Origin of the sequence: Salinicola aestuarinus (genome assembly GCF_003206645.1) — a bacterium.
GTDB lineage: Bacteria > Pseudomonadota > Gammaproteobacteria > Pseudomonadales > Halomonadaceae > Salinicola > Salinicola aestuarinus.
This window is the reverse complement of the sequence record NZ_PZJP01000007.1, coordinates 115,295-135,454: the sequence shown is the minus strand read 5'-3', so window position 1 is coordinate 135,454 and position 20,160 is coordinate 115,295. Positions and strand designations below refer to the sequence as shown.

Annotated in this window: 16 protein-coding genes; 14 read left to right on the top strand and 2 right to left on the bottom strand. The window is 64.5% G+C overall.

What is annotated here, in order from left to right; translation table 11 throughout:
* Positions 1 to 215 precede the first annotated feature (215 nt).
* From DOM41_RS11885 to DOM41_RS11845, 9 genes are all read left to right on the top strand, one after another.
* The gene (locus tag DOM41_RS11885; protein ID WP_245391828.1) at positions 216 to 656 is read left to right on the top strand and encodes a copper resistance protein NlpE N-terminal domain-containing protein; all 441 of its coding nucleotides are present in this window, start codon (positions 216 to 218) and stop codon (positions 654 to 656) included.
* 329 nt (positions 657 to 985) lie between these two features.
* A complete protein-coding gene (locus tag DOM41_RS11880) occupies positions 986 to 1,741 on the top strand; it encodes a hypothetical protein (protein WP_110687079.1) in 756 nt (251 codons plus the stop codon).
* Positions 1,742 to 1,819: 78 nt separating this feature from the next.
* A complete protein-coding gene (gene tssB, locus DOM41_RS11875; protein ID WP_110687078.1) occupies positions 1,820 to 2,353 on the top strand; it encodes a type VI secretion system contractile sheath small subunit in 534 nt (177 codons plus the stop codon).
* 12 nt (positions 2,354 to 2,365) lie between these two features.
* Positions 2,366 to 3,865, top strand: a complete 1,500-nt coding sequence (gene tssC, locus DOM41_RS11870; RefSeq protein ID WP_110687077.1) for a type VI secretion system contractile sheath large subunit — start codon at positions 2,366 to 2,368, stop codon at positions 3,863 to 3,865.
* A gap of 73 nt (positions 3,866 to 3,938) precedes the next feature.
* The gene (tssE, locus tag DOM41_RS11865) at positions 3,939 to 4,421 is read left to right on the top strand and encodes a type VI secretion system baseplate subunit TssE (RefSeq protein ID WP_110687076.1); all 483 of its coding nucleotides are present in this window, start codon (positions 3,939 to 3,941) and stop codon (positions 4,419 to 4,421) included.
* Positions 4,421 to 6,256, top strand: a complete 1,836-nt coding sequence (gene tssF, locus DOM41_RS11860; protein WP_110687075.1) for a type VI secretion system baseplate subunit TssF — start codon at positions 4,421 to 4,423, stop codon at positions 6,254 to 6,256. Before tssE ends, tssF begins: the two co-directional genes overlap by 1 nt.
* Positions 6,220 to 7,290 carry a type VI secretion system baseplate subunit TssG gene (tssG, locus tag DOM41_RS11855; protein WP_110687074.1) on the top strand — a complete coding sequence of 357 codons (1,071 nt, stop codon included), beginning with the start codon at positions 6,220 to 6,222 and terminating at the stop codon, positions 7,288 to 7,290. Before tssF ends, tssG begins: the two co-directional genes overlap by 37 nt.
* On the top strand, positions 7,287 to 9,959 hold the full coding sequence (gene tssH, locus DOM41_RS11850; RefSeq protein WP_110687073.1) for a type VI secretion system ATPase TssH: 2,673 nt from the start codon (positions 7,287 to 7,289) through the stop codon (positions 9,957 to 9,959). The genes tssG and tssH overlap by 4 nt, the downstream gene beginning before the upstream one ends.
* Positions 9,960 to 10,155: 196 nt before the next feature.
* Positions 10,156 to 10,986, top strand: coding sequence for an HpcH/HpaI aldolase/citrate lyase family protein (locus DOM41_RS11845; RefSeq protein WP_110687072.1), 831 nt, complete (start codon positions 10,156 to 10,158; stop codon positions 10,984 to 10,986).
* Between the two features lie 112 nt (positions 10,987 to 11,098).
* On the opposite strand, the gene DOM41_RS11840 is transcribed toward DOM41_RS11845, so the two are convergent.
* Complete coding sequence (locus tag DOM41_RS11840; protein WP_110687071.1) at positions 11,099 to 12,817, bottom strand: bifunctional protein-serine/threonine kinase/phosphatase; 1,719 nt, start codon at positions 12,815 to 12,817, stop codon at positions 11,099 to 11,101.
* Positions 12,818 to 12,991: 174 nt separating this feature from the next.
* Between DOM41_RS11840 and ppa the strand changes: the two genes are divergently transcribed.
* On the top strand, positions 12,992 to 13,522 hold the full coding sequence (gene ppa / locus DOM41_RS11835; RefSeq protein ID WP_110687070.1) for an inorganic diphosphatase: 531 nt from the start codon (positions 12,992 to 12,994) through the stop codon (positions 13,520 to 13,522).
* A gap of 187 nt (positions 13,523 to 13,709) precedes the next feature.
* On the opposite strand, the gene DOM41_RS17805 is transcribed toward ppa, so the two are convergent.
* Positions 13,710 to 15,047, bottom strand: coding sequence for a DUF2333 family protein (locus DOM41_RS17805; RefSeq protein ID WP_245391825.1), 1,338 nt, complete (start codon positions 15,045 to 15,047; stop codon positions 13,710 to 13,712).
* Positions 15,048 to 15,415: 368 nt separating this feature from the next.
* On the opposite strand from DOM41_RS17805, the gene dsbD reads away from it, so the two are divergent.
* From dsbD to accC, 4 genes are all read left to right on the top strand, one after another.
* Positions 15,416 to 17,539 carry a protein-disulfide reductase DsbD gene (gene dsbD, locus DOM41_RS11820; protein WP_188112399.1) on the top strand — a complete coding sequence of 708 codons (2,124 nt, stop codon included), beginning with the start codon at positions 15,416 to 15,418 and terminating at the stop codon, positions 17,537 to 17,539.
* Positions 17,540 to 17,749: 210 nt separating this feature from the next.
* The gene (aroQ, locus tag DOM41_RS11815; RefSeq protein ID WP_110687069.1) at positions 17,750 to 18,193 is read left to right on the top strand and encodes a type II 3-dehydroquinate dehydratase; all 444 of its coding nucleotides are present in this window, start codon (positions 17,750 to 17,752) and stop codon (positions 18,191 to 18,193) included.
* 62 nt (positions 18,194 to 18,255) lie between these two features.
* The gene (accB, locus tag DOM41_RS11810) at positions 18,256 to 18,726 is read left to right on the top strand and encodes an acetyl-CoA carboxylase biotin carboxyl carrier protein (RefSeq protein WP_110687068.1); all 471 of its coding nucleotides are present in this window, start codon (positions 18,256 to 18,258) and stop codon (positions 18,724 to 18,726) included.
* Between the two features lie 20 nt (positions 18,727 to 18,746).
* The gene (gene accC / locus DOM41_RS11805; protein WP_110687067.1) at positions 18,747 to 20,090 is read left to right on the top strand and encodes an acetyl-CoA carboxylase biotin carboxylase subunit; all 1,344 of its coding nucleotides are present in this window, start codon (positions 18,747 to 18,749) and stop codon (positions 20,088 to 20,090) included.
* The last annotated feature ends 70 nt before the right edge of the window (positions 20,091 to 20,160 follow it).

Sequence of the window (20,160 nt, the reverse complement as noted above, 5' to 3'; positions counted from 1 at the left end):
TGGAAGGTTCTCGATGACCCAGCCCTCACCGAGAAAAACTCGGTTGAATCTGGCTAAGCGGGCTCACCTTAACAGATTTAAACGCTATAATAAGCGCCAAATTTAACACTCGCTTACTCAGTTACATTAACTTTCAAAAAGTTCAATAAAGACACATGAGAGACAAATCAATGCGACCACTAAGCGCAATTAGGACGCTGCCTCTTTTGGGCTTAATGCTGCTCACCGCCTGCGCCAGTGGGCCGCAAACCGAAGTGGACTATGTGAGGATCACCGAGCGCTTTCAGGGCACGGCTCCCTGTGCGGACTGCCAGGGTGTCGCGACCGACCTGCTGCTCAAGCGGGACGCGCTGACCGGCGCCCCCGTTGACTTCTACCTGCATGAGACCCGCATCGACGCGCCTGGCGGGCAGCGAGTGAACACGAGCTGGGGGCGCTGGGAGTCGCATCGCGACGTCACCGATTTCTCCCGCTCGCTCTACGTCCTGCTTCCCGAGGCCGGAGACCGTCGCCTTTATCAGCCGGATGATTCAGGCAATCTTCGCATTCTGGATACCAACGGCCAGGTGCTTTCGGATGATGAAGAGACGGCGACGACGCTAAAACGGTTGACGCCACAACTCAACGACTCTAGAAAACCGTTCGGTAACGATTGAGAATTCGGCATACTGTTATCCAGAGATACCGAATAACCCGCGTCTTTGTAAGAGATCGCTTACATGCTTAATTGCACCAGACTTACATTAGAATTAGCGCAATTTTAGGGCACGACAGAGCCGGGTAAGCCCGCGATAGTCGCTGATGACCACCGGCATCACACCTGAGGTGCTCGGCATCCCGGGTTGGCCACGGCCGACAGGCCGGGTAGGCATGACCGCCATCGCGGCGTTGCCACCGGAAAGAAAAACCGACGCTATGGCGCCCGCGGCACGGTCTCGCCATCGCAGACGACATCGACAATGCAACCGCCGCGGCAGGATCGATCATGACGCAGTCCTTCGACGTAGAGAGTTTCATCCGTTCGCGCAAGCAGACGCGTCTGGTCTCCGACCTGCTCAAGGCACAGGCAGCGGATTACCTGACGACGCTATCGCCGCTGGTGCGCCCTCAGCCGCTGTTCGGCGAATACCTTCAGGGTGCCCCGCGCGGCAGTGGCCGGGAGACGCAGCATCACTTCAAGGAGTTCAGAACGCTCTTCGATCAGCACGCTGGCGCGAAGCCGTTCAATCTGATGAGTGAGCTCGAGGTGCCGTTGAACATCATCAACTCGACACCGGAACTCTTCCCGCTGGAGTACGACCACCGCCTGGGCAGTGACGCGACGATCCGCGTCACCAGCCCGGTGCAGTGGGTGGTGGGCTACAGCTCGTTCGATTTGAGCCGCTTTCGGCAGGTGGTGAAAGATCCGAACCGCAGTGCATCGGAGCTCCACCGCTTCGTGCTGCACTACCTGATGCTCTTCCACTGCTTCAGCCGCGCCGGTGGACTCGGCCGACTGCTCAAGGGCTTGCGCTTTCCGGTCAGCTTTCGGCGGCTCGATGATTTCGGCGACCTGCCGTTCTGCGTCATCAGTTCTCCGGTCGCCTCGACGTTGCCCTCGGACGACGTGATTCGTCACAGCACCGAGATTTCGGGCAGCCGTACCTTCGAGGAGCTGATCTCCGAGGCACAGATCGGCGCCATGGAGGACGAACTGCGCGAACAGCTCGTCGCCACACTCCGCGAAGCGCCCGGCCAGTAAACCGCTGCGCGATGCCACTCACCCGAACGCTTTCGCCATTTTGACAAGCGCTTTCGCCATCTCGAAAAAGGAAGACCCATGGCCAGTAACGAAAGTACTCAGCACAAACTTTCCCGCGTGCGGGCGCCGCGCGTTCACCTCACCTACGACGTTGAGATCGGTGACAGCATCGAGAAGAAAGAGCTGCCGTTCGTCGTGGGCGTGATGGGCGATTACGCCGGCAACTCCCTGGAACCGCTGCCCCGGCTCAAGGACCGCAAGTTCGTCAACATCGACCGTGACAACTTCGACAGCGTGATGAAGGGCGTCAAACCGCGTCTGAGCTATCGGGTCGACAACACCCTGGCCAACGACGGCTCGCAACTGCCCGTGGAGCTCAACTTCAAGCGCATGGAGGACTTCGAGCCGCAGGAGGTGGTGCGCCAGGTCGAACCGCTGCGCAAGCTGCTGGAAGTGCGCAACAAGCTCGCCGACCTTCGCAACAAGATGGGGGGCAACGACAAGCTCGAAGAGCTGTTGATGGACGTGCTCCAGAACACCGAAAAGCTCAAGACGCTGGGTGAAGAACTGGGCCGCGAAGCTGCCGCCACCCCCCAGGACGACAAGGAATAACAGGAGTTTCCCATGGCCGAGAAGCAGACAGACGCCCCGACCCAGGGGGAAACGCAGGAAGTCTTCGCCCCCGAGACCTCCCTGCTCGACAGCATCATCTCCGAGAGCCGCGTCGCGCGCTCCGAGACCGAGCGCACCCGCACCCGCGATCTGATCGACGAACTGGTGAGCCAGGTGCTGGAAGGCGAGATGACGCCGAGCAAGGATCTGATCGCGGTACTCGACTCGCGGATCGCCGAGATCGACTCGCTGCTGTCGGATCAGCTCAATGAAGTCATGCACGCCAGCGAATTCCAGCAACTCGAGGCGTCTTGGCGCGGCTTGAAGTACCTGACCGACCAGTCGGAGACCGGCACCAACATGAAGATTCACATGTTGAACGCCTCCAAGAAGGATCTGGTCAAGGATCTCAAGTCGGCCTCCGAGTTCGACCAGAGCGCCCTGTTCAAGAAGGTCTACGAGGAAGAGTACGGCACCTTCGGCGGCGCGCCCTACGGCATGCTGATCGGTGACTACGAGTTCGGTCGTCATCCGCAGGACATGTATCTGCTCGAGCAGGTCTCCCACGTGGCCGCCGCCGCCCACGCCCCCTTCATCTCGTCGGCGTCGCCGGAGCTGTTCGGCTGGGACTCCTTTACCGACATGACCGGTCCGCGGGATCTCTCCAAGATCTTCGACACCGTCGAGTACGCCAAGTGGAAGTCGTTCCGCAATTCGGAAGACGCGCGCTACGTTGGCCTGACGCTGCCGCACGTTCTGGGTCGTCTGCCCTACGGCGAAGACACCACCCCGGTGGAAGAATTCAACTTCACCGAGAACGTCGACGGTCGCGATCACAACAAGTATCTGTGGATGAACGCCGCCTACACCATGGGCTCGCGGGTGACTGACGCGTTCTCGCAGTACGGCTGGTGCGTGGCGATCCGCGGCGTCGAAGGCGGCGGCTTGGTCGAAGACCTGCCGACCCACAACTTCCAGACCGACGACGGCGAAGTGGCACTGAAGTGCCCGACGGAGATCTCGATCACCGATCGCCGTGAAAAGGAGCTTTCGGACCTGGGCTTCATCCCGCTGGTGCACTGCAAGGGCACCGACTATGCGGCGTTCTTCGGCACCCAGTCGGCGCAGCTGCCCAAGCAGTACAACACCGACGTCGCCAACGCCAATGCCCGACTCTCTTCGCAGCTGCAGTACATCTTCGCCACCTCGCGCATCGCTCATTTCATGAAGGCGATCATGCGCGACAAGGTGGGCAGCTTCGCGTCGCGTCAGAACGTCGAGGACTACCTCAACGAATGGCTCTCCCAGTACGTCCTGCTCGACGACAACGCTGGCCAGGAAGCCAAGGCGAAATACCCGCTGCGTGAAGCCCGGGTCGAGGTCGCCGAGGTGCCCGGCAAGCCCGGCGCCTACAAGGCAGTCACCTTCCTGCGTCCGCACTACCAGCTCGACGAGCTGACCGCGTCGCTGCGCCTGGTTTCCGAGCTGCCGCAGTCCACACGCGGTTCGTGAACCGCTGAGTGAACGCCTCGGGTCCCGGCCGACGCGCCGGGGCCCGTTCGCTTAACGTTCGAGGTGGCAATCCGTGAACGACTCTCTGCAGATGGTGCCGACGCTGCTCGATCGGCTGCTCGACGACGAGCCCCAGCACACCTCCGAGGCCCAGGCCGGCCATCGCTGCACGGTGTCGGAGTACAAACGCTCGGTGGTCCGCGACCTGGAGCTGCTGGTGAATACCCGACGCGAACTCGTCGCTGACGGGCTCGACGGGTGGCCACAGCTTCAGGGCACGCTGCTCGACTACGGACTCCCCGACTTCATCAGCCGGGGCGTGCGGAGTACCGAGGACCGCCGGGTCATTCAGCGCCAGCTCGAACGCACCATCGAGCAGGGCGACAAGCGTTTCTCCAGCGTCCGCGTGCAGCTGCTCAATCAGGACAGCCACGACCGTATCCTGCAGTTTCGTATCGAAGCGGTGCTCTCGATCAGCGAATCGAGCCACCGTGTCGCGTTCGATGCCGTGATGCAGGTCAACACCCGTCAATACAAGGTTCAGAACCTCTCCTGATGCTCGACGATCTGCTGCCCTACTACGAGAAAGAGCTCTCGCACCTGCGATTTCTGGGTCAGGAGTTCGCCAGTCGCTATCCCAAGATCGCCTCCCGACTCCTGCTGGGAGCGGATGACTGCGAAGACCCTCACGCCGAGCGCATGATCGAGGCGTTCGCCTTTCTCAGCGCCCGCGTGCACAAAAAGCTCGACGACGATTTCCCCGAGATCGTCGAGGCGTTTCTCGAAGTGCTCTATCCGCACTACCTGCGCCCGACGCCGGCGCTCTCCATTGCGCAGTTCGATCCCGGCCCGCAGACCTCGCTCAGCGGCCGCTATCACCTACCCCGGCATACGGCACTCCACTCGCGCCCGGTGGAAGATGCTTTCTGCCGGTTTCGCACCTGCTATCCCGTGGATGTCTGGCCGATCGCCGTCGCCGGTGCCGAGATGCATCGGCTGGAGCGCTCCTCGTTCAACGTCCACGGCAACGATCACGTCGCCAAGTTGACGCTGACGCTCGACAGCCTCGGCAACACCGATTTCGGCAGTCTCACGCCCGACAGACTGCGCTTTTTCCTCGATGGCGAAGGCAGTCTCATGCATCCGCTCTACGAGATGCTGTTCAACAACGTTGCGCGCGTTTCGGTGAGCTTCGTCGAAGGGGGCCAGACCCGCGAAATCCGTTTGAATCCGGAGGCGATCACGCCGGTGGGTTTCGCCCCGGACGAGGGATTGATCGACTACTCGGAACGCTCGTTTCTGGGCTACCGACTGCTGCACGAATACTTCATCTTTCCCGAGAAGTTCCTGTTCTTCGATCTGGGCGGGCTGGCGCGACCGCTCTCCGGCAAGGCGGTCACGCGGATTCAGCTCCACTTCCTGTTCCGCGACTACGACCAGCACGAGCGGCTGGCGCGACTGGCACAGACCGTGGGTCGCCACAACTTCCGCCTCGGCTGCACCCCGGTGGTCAATCTGTTCCCGCAGCAGGCCGAGCCGATCAAGCTGACTCACACCCGCCATGAATATCCCGTCGTGCCGGACGTGCGCCACGCGCGCTCCACCGAGATCGTCTCGATCGATGACGTGACGCGCGTCATTCGCACCGCGACCCGCGACGAGGTCGCCCCCTGTTTACCCTTCTTCGAGCCGCGGGACAGCGAAAAGCAGGCGCGACAGAGCTACTGGATCGCGCGCCGGGTCAATGCCGACACGGCACGCGACCCCGGCACGGAGATGCGCCTGCGAGTGGTCGACCGCGAGCTCGAACTGCTCGACGGCAGCAGCGACACGCTGAGTCTCAAGCTCACCTGCAGCAACCGCGATCTGCCCCAGCTGATGACTTTCGGCCATCATCAGGGCGACTTCACACTCGAGCGCGAACAGGTGGTCCAGCAGATTCGCTGCCTGCGCAAACCCACGCCGCCGGTCCGCCCGCCCATGGGCAAGGGGCTGGTGTGGCGTCTGGTGTCGCACCTGTCGCTCAACCACCTATCGATGGTCTCTCAGGGGCGCGAGGCGCTGATGGAGCTGCTATCGCTCTACAACTATCGCCAGGCGTCGGCGATCCGAAAACAGATCAATGGCATCGATGCCATCGAGAGCGAGCCGGTCATGACCCGCATCGGCCACCCGCGCCCCGCCTTCGTCCGCGGCACCGGCATCACGCTGACCCTCGACGAGAGCCAGTTCACCGGTAGCGGCGTGTTTCTCTTCGGCATGGTGCTCGATCACTTCTTCGGTCAGTACTGCAGCCTCAACAGCTTCACCCAACTCACCCTGCGCTCTCGCCAGCGCGAACATCGAGTCACGCAATGGCCGCCGAGAACCGGTACTCAGCCCCTGGTCTGATCGATCAGGCGCGCGCGGAGCCCTGGCGATTCGGGTTCTTCCAGCTCGTGCGCCTGCTGCGACTGCACTACAGCCGAAACGGGCGCATCGATCCCGAGAGCCGGCCCCACGACGACCCGCTGCGCTTTCGCTCGCTGCTGTCGCTCAACTTCCCGCCCAGCGAGATCAGCGATCTGCGCTTCGAGGACGAGCGCGCGCGCTCGGCCGAGGGCGAGCCGCTCAGCGAGATCCAGGTCACCTTCATGGGCCTGGTCGGCCCCTCCGGCGTACTGCCGCGGCCCTACACCGAGCTGCTGATCAACCGTCACATGGAGAAGCGCGACGATGCGGCCCATGCCTTCATGGACTTCTTTTCGCACCGAATGACGGCGCTGTTCTACGAGGCGTGGCAGAAGTACCGCTTCCATATCGAGTACGAGCGCAAGGGCAGCGCCGACTTCGAACAGTGGCTGCTGCATCTGGTCGGCTTCACCCCGCGCACTATCGAGCAGCGACTCGACGGCGATGCCCCCGATGCCCTGCGCCGCGATCTGTTTACCTGGTTTTCCGGCCTCTGGAGCCAGAAACCGCGCAATGTCGGCAACCTGCAGGCGATTCTCGAGTACACGTTCGAGCTGCCTTGCCGCATCGAGCCCTTCACCGGACGCTGGATACGTCTTGATCCGGCGCAGTACACCCGCCTCGGGGAGGCCAATGCGCGGCTCGGCGAGAGCGCGGTGGCCGGCACCCGCGTCCGCGACTACCAATCCACCTTCCGGGTGGTCTTCGGCCCGCTGACGCTGGCGGCCTACCAGTCGCTGCTGCCGGACTCGCCCGCCCACGCCAAGCTGATTCGACTGCTGCGCTTCTATGCCGGTATCGAACTCGATTTCGAGATCGAGCTGATTCTCGACAGACAACACATACCCGCGCCGCGCCTCGGCGACGGCAGCGCGGCCCTGGGCCGGCTGGGCTGGCTGAAACCACCCGACAGACCGGCCGACGCCCACGGCCATGCACTCTTTTCAATTCCCTTCGATGGAGCCACGGCGTGAGTCTCAAATCCCTCTTCGACAAGCTCAACGATCCCTGCCGCGAGGCGACCGAAGGCGCGGCCGCCCTCTGCCTCGCCGAGCGCCAGTACGATGTCGACATCGAGCACCTGCTGCTCAAGTTGCTCGACAGCGACGACAACGACGTCCTGCGTATCGCCCGGCACTACGATGTCTCCCTCGACCGGCTCGCGTCCCAGCTGGAAGAGACCGTGTCGACCTTCAAGATCGGCAACACGCGAACCCCGGCGCTCTCGCCGCGCATCACCCGGCTGATCGAGCGGGCCTGGATCACGGCCTCCATCGACCATGGCGAATCGCAGATTCGAAGCGGCTACCTGCTGCTGGCGCTGCTCAAGGACGACGAACTCGGCCGGGTCGTCGTCGACGGCGCCCGCGAGCTCGAGCGGATCAACGTCGACGATCTGCAGGCGCACCTGACGGATCTGATCGCCGGCAGCCGCGAGGATCGCCACGCCCGTCCACTCGGCGAAGGCGCGGACAGCGCCCACTCGGCGCCAGCGCCAGACAATGAAGGTGACAATGCCAGCCAGGCGCGCCCGGGCAAAACCAAGACCCCGGCGCTGGATCAGTACACCCTGGACCTGACCGGCAACGCCCGCGCCGGACGCATCGACCCGGTGCTCGGCCGTGAGGAGGAGGTCCGCCAGATGGTGGACATCCTCACTCGGCGGCGCCAGAACAATCCGATCCTTACGGGCGAAGCCGGCGTCGGCAAGACCGCGGTAGTCGAGGGGCTGGCACTGCGTATCGTCAACGGTGACGTGCCGCCGCCGCTGAAGAGCGTCGAGCTGCGCACCCTCGATCTGGGCCTGCTCCAGGCCGGCGCCGGGGTGAAGGGCGAGTTCGAGAACCGCTTGAAGAGCGTCATCGAAGAGACCAAGCGCAGTCTCCACCCGATCATCCTGTTCATCGACGAAGCGCACACCCTGATCGGCAGCGGCGGCCAGGCGGGTCAGGGCGATGCGGCCAACCTGCTCAAGCCGGCGCTCGCTCGCGGCGAGCTGCGCACCATCGCCGCCACGACCTGGGCGGAGTACAAGAAGTACTTCGAGAAGGATGCCGCGCTGGCCCGCCGCTTCCAGGTGGTCAAGGTCGAGGAACCGGCCGAACCGGTCGCCATCAACATGCTGCGCGGGCTCAATCAGCGCATGCAGGACCACCACCACGTGACGATTCTCGATGACGCCATCGTCCAGGCCGTGCGCCTGTCGCATCGCTACGTCACCGGTCGCCAGCTACCGGACAAGGCGGTGAGCGTGCTCGACACCGCCTGTGCCCGGGTCGCGCTCGCGCAGTCCTCGCAGCCTGCCGCACTCGAGGATGCCCATCGTCGCGTCGACAACCTCGACGCCGAGATCGCCGTGCTCGAGCGCGAGGCGCGCGAAGGCGCCGACCACAGCGAGACGCTGACCGCCCTGCGCGAACAGCTCGACGCGACCCGCGGTCAGATCGAGGAACTCGGCGAACGCTGGGCGCGTGAGCAGGCCGTGGTGACCCGCCTCAAGGCGGAAGAGGCCGAACGCGATGCCGTCGAAGCGGGAGAAAAGACGGGCGACGCCGACGCGCTCAGCCGTCAAATCGGCGAGACCCGGCAGGAGCTGGCCGAGCTTCAGGGCGAGCATTCGCTGGTTCACGGCCATGTCGACGGCAACGTCATCGCCGAGGTGATCTCCAACTGGACCGGGATTCCGCTCGGCAAGATGATGCGCGACGAGATCGCGACCGTGCAGCGTCTCCCCGCCCTGCTCGGCGAGCGCGTGCTGGGCCAGGACCACGCGCTGGCGGAGATCGGCAAGCGCATCGCCATCTCGCGCGCCCGCATGGAAGATCCCAACAAGCCGATCGGCGTCTTCCTGTTGCTGGGGCCGAGCGGCGTCGGCAAGACCGAAACCGCGCTGTCACTCGCCGACACCCTCTACGGCGGCGAGCGCAACGTCATCACCATCAACATGTCGGAGTACCAGGAGGCGCACACCGTCTCCAGCCTGAAGGGCTCGCCCCCCGGCTACGTCGGCTACGGCGAAGGCGGCGTGCTGACCGAGGCGGTGCGGCGCAAACCCTACAGCGTGGTGCTGCTCGACGAGGTCGAGAAGGCCCATCCGGACGTGCTGGAGCTCTTCTTCCAGGTCTTCGACAAGGGCGTGCTCGACGACGGTGAAGGCCGCGAGATCAACTTCCGCAATACCGTGATCTTGCTGACCTCCAACGTCGGCACCGACGACATCATGCGTCAGTGCCTGGGGGCGGACTCCGTTCCCGCGCCGGAGATGATCGTCGACAGCCTGCGCGATCAGTTGAACGACGTGTTCAAGCCCGCCTTCCTCGGCCGGCTGAACATCGTCCCCTACTACCCGGTACAGAACGAGATTCTCGAGCGCATCGTCCGGCTCAAGCTCGACCGCATCAAGCGCCGCTTCGAAACCAACCACGGCGCCGAATTCGAATACGCCGCCGAGATCGTCGAAGCGGTCGCCGCCCGCTGCACCGATAGCGACAGTGGCGCGCGCAACGTCGATAACATCCTTTCCGGCAGCCTGATGCCGACCATTGCCGCTCAGGTCCTCGACCGCATGGCCGCCGGCGAAGCGATCGAGAAGCTGACCGTGAGTCTCGATGACCAAGGCGACTTCGCTTTCGCGTTACGCTAGCCGCACCAGAGTGCCCCATGCGCCGCGCCACACGACCTGAGTCGCGTGGCGCTTTTGTGAGGAGCGAGGGAGCGCACATTCACTACGTTAAGTGACCGGTCACCCCGACGTTCCGCACGCCGGCGCGAAAGGCGTACGATCAACACGGGGCGGTTTCCCGCTCTGCTCTCACCTGTCGTCGAATGGAGAACGTTTCATGTTCAAGGCCCAGCCCCTGATCTGTCGCTCTGCCCTGTTCGTCCCCGCCAATCGGCCTGAACGCATTCCCAAGGCACTCGCCGCGGGCGCCGATCGCGTCATCGTCGACCTGGAAGACGCCGTCGCCCCCGAGGCAAAGGACACCGCGCGCGACGCCCTCGGTGAACGGCTCGATGCGGGCGACGGGGAGGGCCTCTGGGTACGCATCAACGCGCCGGACACACTGGCCTTCGAGACCGATCTCGCCTTTTGCCGCGAGCACCCGGCGCTGGGCGGCATCGTCGTGGCCAAGGCGGAGACCGAGGCATCGCTTGAACGTGTCGCCGCCCTGGGCCTGCCGATCGTGGCGTTGATCGAGAGCGCGGCAGGACTGGCCGCGCTACCCTCGCTCAGTCGCGTCGAAGGCGTCGAGCGGCTCAGCTTCGGTGCGCTGGACCTGAGTCTGGATCTCGGCGGCGAGCCGGGAAGCGAGGGCGGCGAATGGCTATTGGATCAGGTGCGCTACTCGATCGTGCTGCACTCCCGACTCGCCGGACTCGCGCCACCGCTGGAGACAGTGCTGCCGGATTTTCGCGATCTCGGGCGGGTCGAGCGGGTGGCGCGGCGCGCAGCGGAGATGGGGTTTGGCGGGATGCTCTGCATTCATCCGCAGCAGGTTGACGCCATCCACCGCGGGATGGCGCCGAGCGAGGCACAGTGCGACTGGGCGCGCCGCGTGCTGGCGGCCACCGAGCAGCGCGCGGATGCCACCCAGGTGGATGGCGAAATGATCGACGCGCCGGTGATCGAGCGCGCCAGACGACTGCTGGCGCGCCTCGTGGAGCGATAGACCGCGACCGCTTCGTCTGCACCAACGCGTCGCGCTAATGGTATTGCGCCCTTACACGACTCCGCGACTCCGCGACTTCGCTACTTCGCTACTTCGCTACTTCGCTACTTCGCTACTTCAGCCACCAGGAGAGCACGAGCAGCAGGAGTAGAACGGTGGCAATCGCCTGCCAGACATTGGCGGGCTCGCGCCACGGCGGCCGGCCGCTCTCCACTTCGCGCTTTGGCGCCGGGCGCAGGTGGTAGGCAAATTCCGAGGTGCGACGAAAGCGCAGCGCGCGCAGCGGGTCCAGCGAGCGGTGCAGGGCGTCGTCGAGATCCTGGCTGATCTCCGGATTGCTCAACTGCGCTCGGCGATAGGTCATGCGCTCGAGATCGGTATGGCTGCGCAGGTGATTGGGCAGCGTGGTGTAGGGCAGATGTCCGGTCAGCATCCAGTAGATAGTGGAAGCCAGAGAGTACTGATCGCTGCGCCGACCGACGTCGGTATCGAGGGCGTATTCCGGTGCGCTGTGCTCGTTGAGGCCGACCTGCCGCGCCAGCTCCTTGGCTTCGCTCTGGCCGTCGCTCTCGCGCTTGTGGCAGGCGCCGAAGTCGATCAGCTGCAGGTTGCCGTGACGGTCGATCATGACGTTGTCGGGATGAATGATCTGATGCAGCACCTCGTGTCGATGCAGTGCCTGGACAGCCTTTACCAGCTGCCGCGCGATCTCCAGGCGCTGTTTGAGACTCGCCTGGGGATGCCGACCCAGCCACTCGGTCAGCGTCTCCCCCTCAACGTGCGCCATCAGATAGTAGAGATGGCGGCGCGGGCGGGCGGACTCGACCACTTTGACCACAAACGGCGAGTTGATTCGTTCGACGACCCACTGCTGCAACGCAAAATGTTCGAGATAGACGTTGCGCGGCGAGAGCTCCGGGCTCGGCGCTTTCATGACCATATCGCCGCTACGTCGGGGATCGCGGACGCGATAGATTCTTGCCCTGGGCGTCCGCGAAAGCACCTCGATCACGTCGAGCCCATCGATTCGCTCACCGGCCTCCAGCTCCGGCGGCACCGGCAGATGGTGGAAACGCCGCGGCGGATGGTCCGACTCCACCTCGGGGAGCCGGTCGACCCGTACCAGTTGGAAGCAGAACTGATTGGCGTTGTACCCGCGTTCGCTGGCGCGCTGGTTGGCGGCCTCGGTGAGCCGCTCACAGGCAGCGTCGAGATCGCTGACGTCGGCGCGGATGAGCTGCAGGTACTCGGAAGGTACCAGCGTGCCGCGAACCGCCTGCGTCATGAACAGGAACAGATCGCCCTGCTTGAGCGAGAAGCTGGAGTAGTCGATATCGACGTGGCCATCCAAGCCGAGCGCCCGCGAGGGATAGCGATAGCCGCCAAGGTCGGTGACGTGATCCCGCGTCAGCTGCTCGAACTCGGCGCCGCGGATACGAAACACCAGCGTGTCCCCCATGTGGAATAGATGGGCCTGATGCTGATGAAAGATCATCGCCGATAGCGAGCAGATATAGCTGCCACCTTCGATGTAACCGCTCTGGCTATGGGACCAGCTGTTGAGTGCCCGCAGCACCCGCGTCGCCGAGGTCTTGATGTCCCAGTGCTCGGGCGTCGAATAGTAGTCCGCGAGAAAGCCGCGCACGCTGAGATCGCCCGCCTGCTTGGCGATCGAGTTGCGCCAGGTGGAGTCACTGATGAGCGCGCACCCCCCCTTCGACAGCATCTGCTCGGGCGGCGGTATCTGCACCGACATCGAGCTGCGGTGGCGATGCAGATCCGGCGCCACGAAAGCCTGTCCATAGGTCAGCGACAACGAGCTCTTCGACAACGTCCCTCTCCCCGATCGTGGTAGTAGTGGCCGCAATGAACCGCCGCCGTGCAGGCTCACCGATCCGATGCCTTCTCCCAGGCGAGGCTCGGGTTGGTAATCGGTCTGGCCTGTTCGTATAATCCCGGGGATTCTCGCCCGCTGGTGTTAAACCTGCAAACCAAGGACTCAACGATGAGTTTCGATAAGATCCCCGCCGGAAAGGACCTCCCGAACGACGTGTACGTGGCGATCGAGATCCCCGCGAACCACGCGCCGATCAAGTATGAGATCGACAAGGAGATGGATGCCCTGGTGGTCGACCGCTTCATGGCCACGCCGATGTTCTACCCGGCCAACTATGGCTTCATCCCCAACACGCTGGCCGACGACGGCGACCCGCTCGACGCGCTCGTCGTGACGCCCTACCCGGTGCAGCCCGGCAGCGTGATCCGTTCGCGCCCGGTCGGCATTCTCAACATGTCGGACGAAGCCGGCGAGGATGCCAAGCTGATCTGCGTACCTCACGAGAAGCTCACCACGCTCTACAACGATGTGCGCGAAGTGACCGACCTGCCCGAGCTGCTGCGCCAGCAGATCGCGCATTTCTTCGAGAACTACAAGGATCTCGAGAAAGGCAAGTGGGTCAAGATCGACTCCTGGGACGGCGCCGACGCCGCGCGCAAGGCGATCGAGAAGTCCGTCACCGCTTACGAAAACGAGTGACACGCCGAGTGACGGAGCGTTAACCCCGCCCGATCATGACGCAATGCAAAACGCCGCCCCGGTGAACTCCCGGGGCGGCGTTTTCGTGTGCACGGCAATAGTCTCGGCCTGCATCGGGTGACCGAATCACCCTATTGCACTCGGCGTCGTCGCGGCCTGGACCTCGCCGACGCCGAAGGGTCCCGTCCTACAGCTCGTCGCGAATCTCGGCCACCAGCTCTGACGCGCGAGCGCTGTAGTTGGCCATCATCAACGAGTGATTGGCGAAGAAGCCAAAGCCCGTGCCGTTGAGAATCACCGGGCTCCAGACCTGAGCCTGCGATGCCTCGAGCGACGCGATCAATTGCTCGAAGCGGTCGTCGACACCCGCCTGCTCGATGGCGTCAGCGTAGTCGATGCGCGCCGCCTGCATCAGCTGCACCAGCGCCCAGTTGGTGCCCCGTGCCTCGAAGAAGACGTTGTCGATGCGATACCAGGGGGTACTTTCATCATTCTGATCGCCGCCGACGCTGGCGCTCAGCGCCTGAGCCTGCGCATCGAGACGCTGCTGCACCGTTCCCAGCCAATCGGCAAGATCGCTCGCCGCCAGTGCGGACAGCCCTGGCCCCTGATCACTGGCCGGCTGGTCGGTCGCGGTCTGCGGCTCGTCACCTGTCGGTTCGCTCTGCTCGGTCTGCGACGACGGCTCTACAGACGGCCCACCCTCGACCTGCGGCTCAGCGTCCGCCTGAGAAGCCTCTTCGGCCTGCGGATCGTTCTGGGCCTGGGAGTCGTTCTGGCCCTGGGGATCTTTCTGGGCCTGAGGATCATTCTGGCCCTGGGAATCGTTCTGGCCCTGGGAATCGTTCTGGCCCTGAGGATCGTTCTGGGCCTGAGGATCGTTCTGGGTTTGCGCCTCGCCTTCGGTCTGCGAGTCGCCGCCGGTCGGCTGACTGACCGCCGCCGCCCCCTGCGCGCCAGCGGCGTTCTCCAACAGATGAAACGCCTCGCCCAGATTGTTGCGGCCCGCGGTGAGCAGGCGCTCGGACGTCGGCCAGCGCCAGCTATCGAGGTCACCGGCGAGCGCGTCGTCCGCATCGCCCAGCGGCGCGCCGGCGACGGGCAGGGTCGCGTCGAGCGCCGAGACCGAGTCCTGCACCTGGCGGATCACACCCGCCTCCCAACTTGGCATATTGTCGAGCCAAAGCCCGGGCGGCATCACGTCATTGGACAGATAGCCGCCGGGCTTATTGACGAGCGTATCGAGCATGACGAGGTTGGTCGCCAGCAGCGCCTCGCCGGGCTGAATCGTCATCGGGGCGTGCGGACCATCGGCCTGCACCGCCTGCGGAAAGCCACGTTGACGTTCGACCGCCTGCCGCGGATCCGTCGGTGACGGCGTCCGGCTCCACCAGATACCCAGCACGATGCCGATCAGCAGTAAGATGACGACCAGCGCCACGAGAGGCTTCCAGATCCAGCCGTACTGCGGCGTTTCCAGGACTTCAGTGCGGGAGAGCCTCGACTTCTTACGAAACAGAGCCATGGACAGTCCTTGTCAGTGGAGAGCGAAGAGAGAACGGTGAGCCAGCGGCGCGCTGATGGCATCGCGAGACGGCAAGGGACCCATTGCCGATATCCTATCATGCTCCCCGTATAGCGCAGCCCGCCTTTGGTGGTGGGATGCATCGATGCACGCGCTGTCGCGCTGGGCGGAAGAATGACGGTGAGTCGGGTAGAATAGCGCGAGCGGCGCGGCACTTTCTCGACGCGATGCGTTCCAACGAACGCCGCCGACTCGCGACGGCTTCCGTAACCGTGTCCCGTTACCGGGTTCTCGGCTACCCCCTCACTTTGACACCGACGGTGCCGCGCGCCGCACCGGCTTTTCGAACCGCCTGGATCTCTTTACGGATGTCGCGTTTTTTCTCTCTGCTCCTCACCCTCCTGCTGTGCTGCCTGACGCCCCCCGCTGTCGCGCAGATGTCGGTGGTCAGCGGCGCCGAACCCGCGGCGCAAACGGGCTTCGCTCGCGGTAGCGGTGACTTCCTGCCCGTCGACCGCGCCTTCCAGGCCTATGCCTGGCATCACGATGGCCGGCTCTACGTCGGCCTGCGCAGCCAGCCGGGCTACTATCTTTATCGCCACCGACTCGACGTGACGGTCGACACACCGGCGTCGATCGGCGCGCTGGACCTGCCCCCAGGCAGCTTCAAACACGACCCGTATCTTGGCGACGTCCACGTCTTTCATGACGACGTCGTGATCAGTGCCCCGCTAACGGTCGGCACCACGGACAGCAACGCCGTCGCGTTCACTCTCTCTTTCCAGGGCTGCGCCGAGGCGGGGCTTTGCTATCCGCCCGAGCACTGGCAACTGACGGCGCGCCAGGGTGACGCCCCCGCGGCATTCACCGACGCCAGCAGTCAGGCGCAGGCGTCACCGCTGGGTGACACCTCATCGCTGGACCCGGGCGATGGTTCAGCGGCCGGTGCGGTGACAAAAACGCCACAGGCGGACCCGATCGCCCACCCGGCCATCGCGGACGACCCGTTCGGGTCCGGCCGCCATGCCGGCCTGGCGTCGCCCTCTACGGGCGTTTCCGGCGAGGCATCGACGACGGCCTCACAGACGACAACCTCACGGACGGCCTCGCACACGGCAGCGCCGCGCGTCGACCATGCAGCCCCGGCGGGCAGCGGCGCAGCGGCGTGGGAATCGCAGCCAAAACCCAGCTTCGCCGCCTCCAGCGTGCGCTTCGAGTCGCTGTTGAGCGGGGGCATCGACCTCGTCACCCTCGGACTTTTCTTCCTCGCCGGTGTCGGGCTGACGCTAACGCCCTGTGTGCTACCCATGATGCCGATTCTGGCGTCGATCATCGTTGGCCAGAATGCGAGCCGGGCGCGGGCGCTGACGCTCTCTCTGAGCTACGTGACCGGCATGGCGGTGACCTTCACCGCGCTGGGGACGCTGATGGGCCTGTTCGGCGCCTCGTTCAATCTGCAGGCGCGGCTGCAGTCGCCCTGGATCCTGGTGCCGCTGGCGCTGTTGTTCGGGCTCTTCGCCGCCGCCATGTTCGGGGCCTTCGACCTGCGGCTGCCGCGCTCGCTCGGCCAGCGCATCGGTGACTGGCAGGCACGGTTGACCCGCAGCGGGCCGGGCGGGCTCGCGCTCACCGGCGCGCTCTCCGTGCTGGTCGTCTCACCCTGCATCTCGGCGCCACTGGCCGGCGCGCTGGTGTTTATATCGACCACCGGCGACACCCTCGGCGGTGCGCTGGCACTGCTGGCACTGGCCCTCGGCATGGGGTTGCCGCTGGTGCTGGTGGGCGGCTTCGGCGCGCACTGGCTGCCACGCGCCGGTGCCTGGATGAATGGCATCAAGACGCTCTTCGGCGTGGCCCTGCTGGCCATCGCGATCTGGCTGGTGGCGCGGCTGGTGCCGGCTGCCGCAGCGCTGGTGCTGTGGGGTGTGCTCTCGCTGGGGGTCGCCATGGCGCTCGGCGCGCTCGACACGCGGACGCCCAACGGCTGGCCCAGAGTTCGCCAGACGCTGGGCTGGTTGGCACTTGCCTGGGGCGTGGCCCTGGTCTGGGGCGGGGCTCAGGGCAATCAGGACCCGCTACGCCCGCTCGCCTCCAGCGCCGGGCCGTCAAACGCCGCAGGCCACGAACTGGCTTTCGAGACCGTGACCACCCCCGCACAGCTCGACCATGCCCTGCGCTCGGCGAGCGACGACGGCCGGCCGGTCATGGTCGATGTCAGCGCCGACTGGTGTATCTCGTGCCAGGTGATGGAACGCCGTGTCTTCCCGGCCCCCGAGGTTGCCGATCAGTTGGCCGGCTTTACGCTGGTGCGCGCCGATGTGACCGCGGACAGCGATGCCAGTCGTGCGCTGCTCTCCCGTTACGACCTCTTCGGCCCCCCGGGGCTGCTGTTCTTCGTCGATGGCCAGGAGCTTCGCGACGCCCGCATCCAGGGCGAGGTCGGTGCCTCCGCCCTCGCCGACCACCTGACGGCGGTGGCGAACGCCGGCTAGTGGGACGCGGCGACGATGCGTGGATGCCTTGCGCGCCGATGCAGGGCCGCCGGCTGCGTTTACGAACGTCGTTCGAGCAACGAGGTGGACACTCTCATTATTTTTCGGCAAACTTCCATCGCGACGAAAACAGCACGCTGGTGGCGCCATTTTGCAGCAAAGTGATGCCATCTAGGCACGCCGACGACGGGTTAACAACTCAGGACAGTTATGGCGAGACTACTGGTTCTCAACGGTCCCAACCTTAATTTGCTCGGCACCCGCGAGCCTGAGGTCTACGGCACCACGACACTCGACGACATTCAGTCGTCGCTGACGCAGCGGGCTAGGGCCGCCGGTCACGAGCTCGAGTGGCTCCAGTCCAATGCCGAGCACGAGCTGGTCGAGCGCGTCCATCGCGCCCGCCTCGAGGGCATCGACTTCATTCTGATCAATCCGGCCGCGTTCACGCATACCAGCGTCGCGCTGCGCGATGCGCTGACCGGTGTCGCCATCCCTTTCATCGAACTGCACCTTTCCAACGTGCACGCCCGCGAGCCGTTTCGTCAGCACTCTTACTTCACCGACGTCGCCCGTGGCGTCATCGCCGGCTTCGGTGCCGATAGCTACACGCTCGCTTTCGACGCCGCCAGCGCTGAGTTGAACCGGCGCTAGCCACGGACGTTCGACCTGTATTCGAAGTCAATTCATACCTCATTCAACTGCGAGAGATCGTCATGGATATACGCAAGGTCAAGAAACTCATCGAACTGCTCGAAGAGTCGAACATCAGCGAAATCGAGATTCAGGAAGGTGAAGAGTCCGTTCGCATCAGCCGCCACCCGGCAGGATTTGGCGCCGCGCAGCAGCCGATGATGATGCCGCAGTCCATGCCGCAGGCCGCGCCGAACTCCGCGGCGCCGCAGCAGACTTCAGCCCCTGACCCCGCCGAACCGGCACCGGTTCAGCCGGCGGGTCACGCAGTGACCTCGCCAATGGTCGGTACCTTCTACCGTTCGCCGGCACCGGGTGCCAAGGCGTTCGTCGAGGTCGGGCAGAGCATCAAGAAAGGCGACACCGTCTGCATCGTCGAAGCGATGAAGATGATGAACCAGATCGAGGCCGATAAAGACGGCGTCATCGAGGCGATCCTGGTCGAGGATGGCGAGCCGGTCGAGTTCGACCAGCCGATGATCATCATCAACTGAGACCACACAGGCACACCATCATGTTGGACAAGGTACTCATCGCCAATCGTGGCGAGATCGCCCTTCGCGTCCTGCGCGCCTGCAAGGAGCTCGGGATCAAGACGGTGGCGGTCCACTCCAAGGCAGATCGCGAGCTGATGCACGTGCGTCTCGCCGACGAGGCCGTCTGCATCGGACCGGCCTCCTCCACGCAGTCCTATCTGAACATCCCGGCACTGATCAGTGCCGCCGAGGTCACGGACTCCAGTGCCATCCACCCCGGCTACGGCTTTCTCTCCGAGAACGCCAACTTCGCCGAGCAGGTCGAGCGCTCCGGCTTTGTCTTCGTTGGCCCACGCGCCGAGACCATTCGCCTGATGGGTGACAAGGTCAGCGCGATCAACGCGATGAAGGAAGCCGGCGTTCCGACGGTGCCAGGCTCCGACGGGCCGCTGCCGGATGACGATGCCGAGATCCGCCGCATCGCGGCGCGTATCGGTTACCCGGTGATCATCAAGGCGGCTGCCGGCGGCGGTGGCCGCGGCATGCGCGTGGTGCGTAACGACGACGAGGTGGCCAAGGCTGCCAGCATCACCCGCTCGGAGGCCGCCTCGGCTTTCGGCGATGGCACGGTCTACATGGAGAAGTTCCTGGAGAATCCGCGTCACGTGGAGGTCCAGGTTCTCGCTGACGGCCAGGGCAATGCGGTGCACCTTTACGACCGCGACTGCTCGCTGCAGCGCCGCCATCAGAAGGTTCTCGAGGAGGCGCCGGCCCCGCAGCTCGATCCGGACGCGCGCGCCCAGGTACTCAAGGCGTGTACCGACGCCTGCGTCGAGATCAACTACCGCGGTGCCGGTACGTTCGAGTTTCTCTACGAGAACGGCGAGTTCTTTTTCATCGAGATGAACACGCGCGTGCAGGTCGAGCATCCCGTCACCGAGATGGTCACCGGCGTCGATATCGTCAAGGAACAGCTGCGAATCGCCTCTGGCCTGCCGCTGTCGATCCAGCAGTCCGACGTGCATCTCAAGGGCCACGCCTTCGAGTGTCGGATCAATGCCGAGGATGCGCGCACCTTCATGCCGTCGCCGGGCAAGATCGACCTCTACCATCCCCCGGGTGGCCTCGGTGTGCGTATGGATTCGCATATCTACACCGGCTACAGCGTGCCGCCCTACTACGACTCCCTGATCGGCAAGCTGATCACCTGGGGGGCGGATCGTGAGATCGCGCTGGTGCGCATGCGCAACGCGCTCGACGAGCTGCTGGTCGAGGGAATCAAGACCAACACCGACATGCAGAAGGATCTGGTGCGCGATCGCGCATTCCAGAAAGGTGGCGTCAATATTCACTACCTCGAGAAGAAGCTTGGCCTGAGCTGACGGCCCAGCGACCGGCACGGGGCGGACCCTCCACGAGGCGTTCGCCCCGTTTTCGTTGGGCCGGCCGACG

What these genes read in the sequence shown, in the direction of transcription:
- aroQ (WP_110687069.1), top strand. Translation starts at nt 17,750, where the DNA reads ATGGCGAGACTACTGGTTCTCAACGGTCCCAACCTTAATTTGCTCGGC.
- tssG (WP_110687074.1), top strand. Translation starts at nt 6,220, where the DNA reads ATGGCCGCCGAGAACCGGTACTCAGCCCCTGGTCTGATCGATCAGGCG.
- DOM41_RS11885 (WP_245391828.1), top strand. Translation starts at nt 216, where the DNA reads ATGCTGCTCACCGCCTGCGCCAGTGGGCCGCAAACCGAAGTGGACTAT.
- accC (WP_110687067.1), top strand. Translation starts at nt 18,747, where the DNA reads ATGTTGGACAAGGTACTCATCGCCAATCGTGGCGAGATCGCCCTTCGC.
- tssC (WP_110687077.1), top strand. Translation starts at nt 2,366, where the DNA reads ATGGCCGAGAAGCAGACAGACGCCCCGACCCAGGGGGAAACGCAGGAA.
- DOM41_RS11845 (WP_110687072.1), top strand. Translation starts at nt 10,156, where the DNA reads ATGTTCAAGGCCCAGCCCCTGATCTGTCGCTCTGCCCTGTTCGTCCCC.
- accB (WP_110687068.1), top strand. Translation starts at nt 18,256, where the DNA reads ATGGATATACGCAAGGTCAAGAAACTCATCGAACTGCTCGAAGAGTCG.
- tssF (WP_110687075.1), top strand. Translation starts at nt 4,421, where the DNA reads ATGCTCGACGATCTGCTGCCCTACTACGAGAAAGAGCTCTCGCACCTG.
- DOM41_RS11880 (WP_110687079.1), top strand. Translation starts at nt 986, where the DNA reads ATGACGCAGTCCTTCGACGTAGAGAGTTTCATCCGTTCGCGCAAGCAG.
- DOM41_RS17805 (WP_245391825.1), bottom strand. Translation starts at nt 15,047, where the DNA reads ATGGCTCTGTTTCGTAAGAAGTCGAGGCTCTCCCGCACTGAAGTCCTG.
- dsbD (WP_188112399.1), top strand. Translation starts at nt 15,416, where the DNA reads ATGTCGCGTTTTTTCTCTCTGCTCCTCACCCTCCTGCTGTGCTGCCTG.
- tssB (WP_110687078.1), top strand. Translation starts at nt 1,820, where the DNA reads ATGGCCAGTAACGAAAGTACTCAGCACAAACTTTCCCGCGTGCGGGCG.
- ppa (WP_110687070.1), top strand. Translation starts at nt 12,992, where the DNA reads ATGAGTTTCGATAAGATCCCCGCCGGAAAGGACCTCCCGAACGACGTG.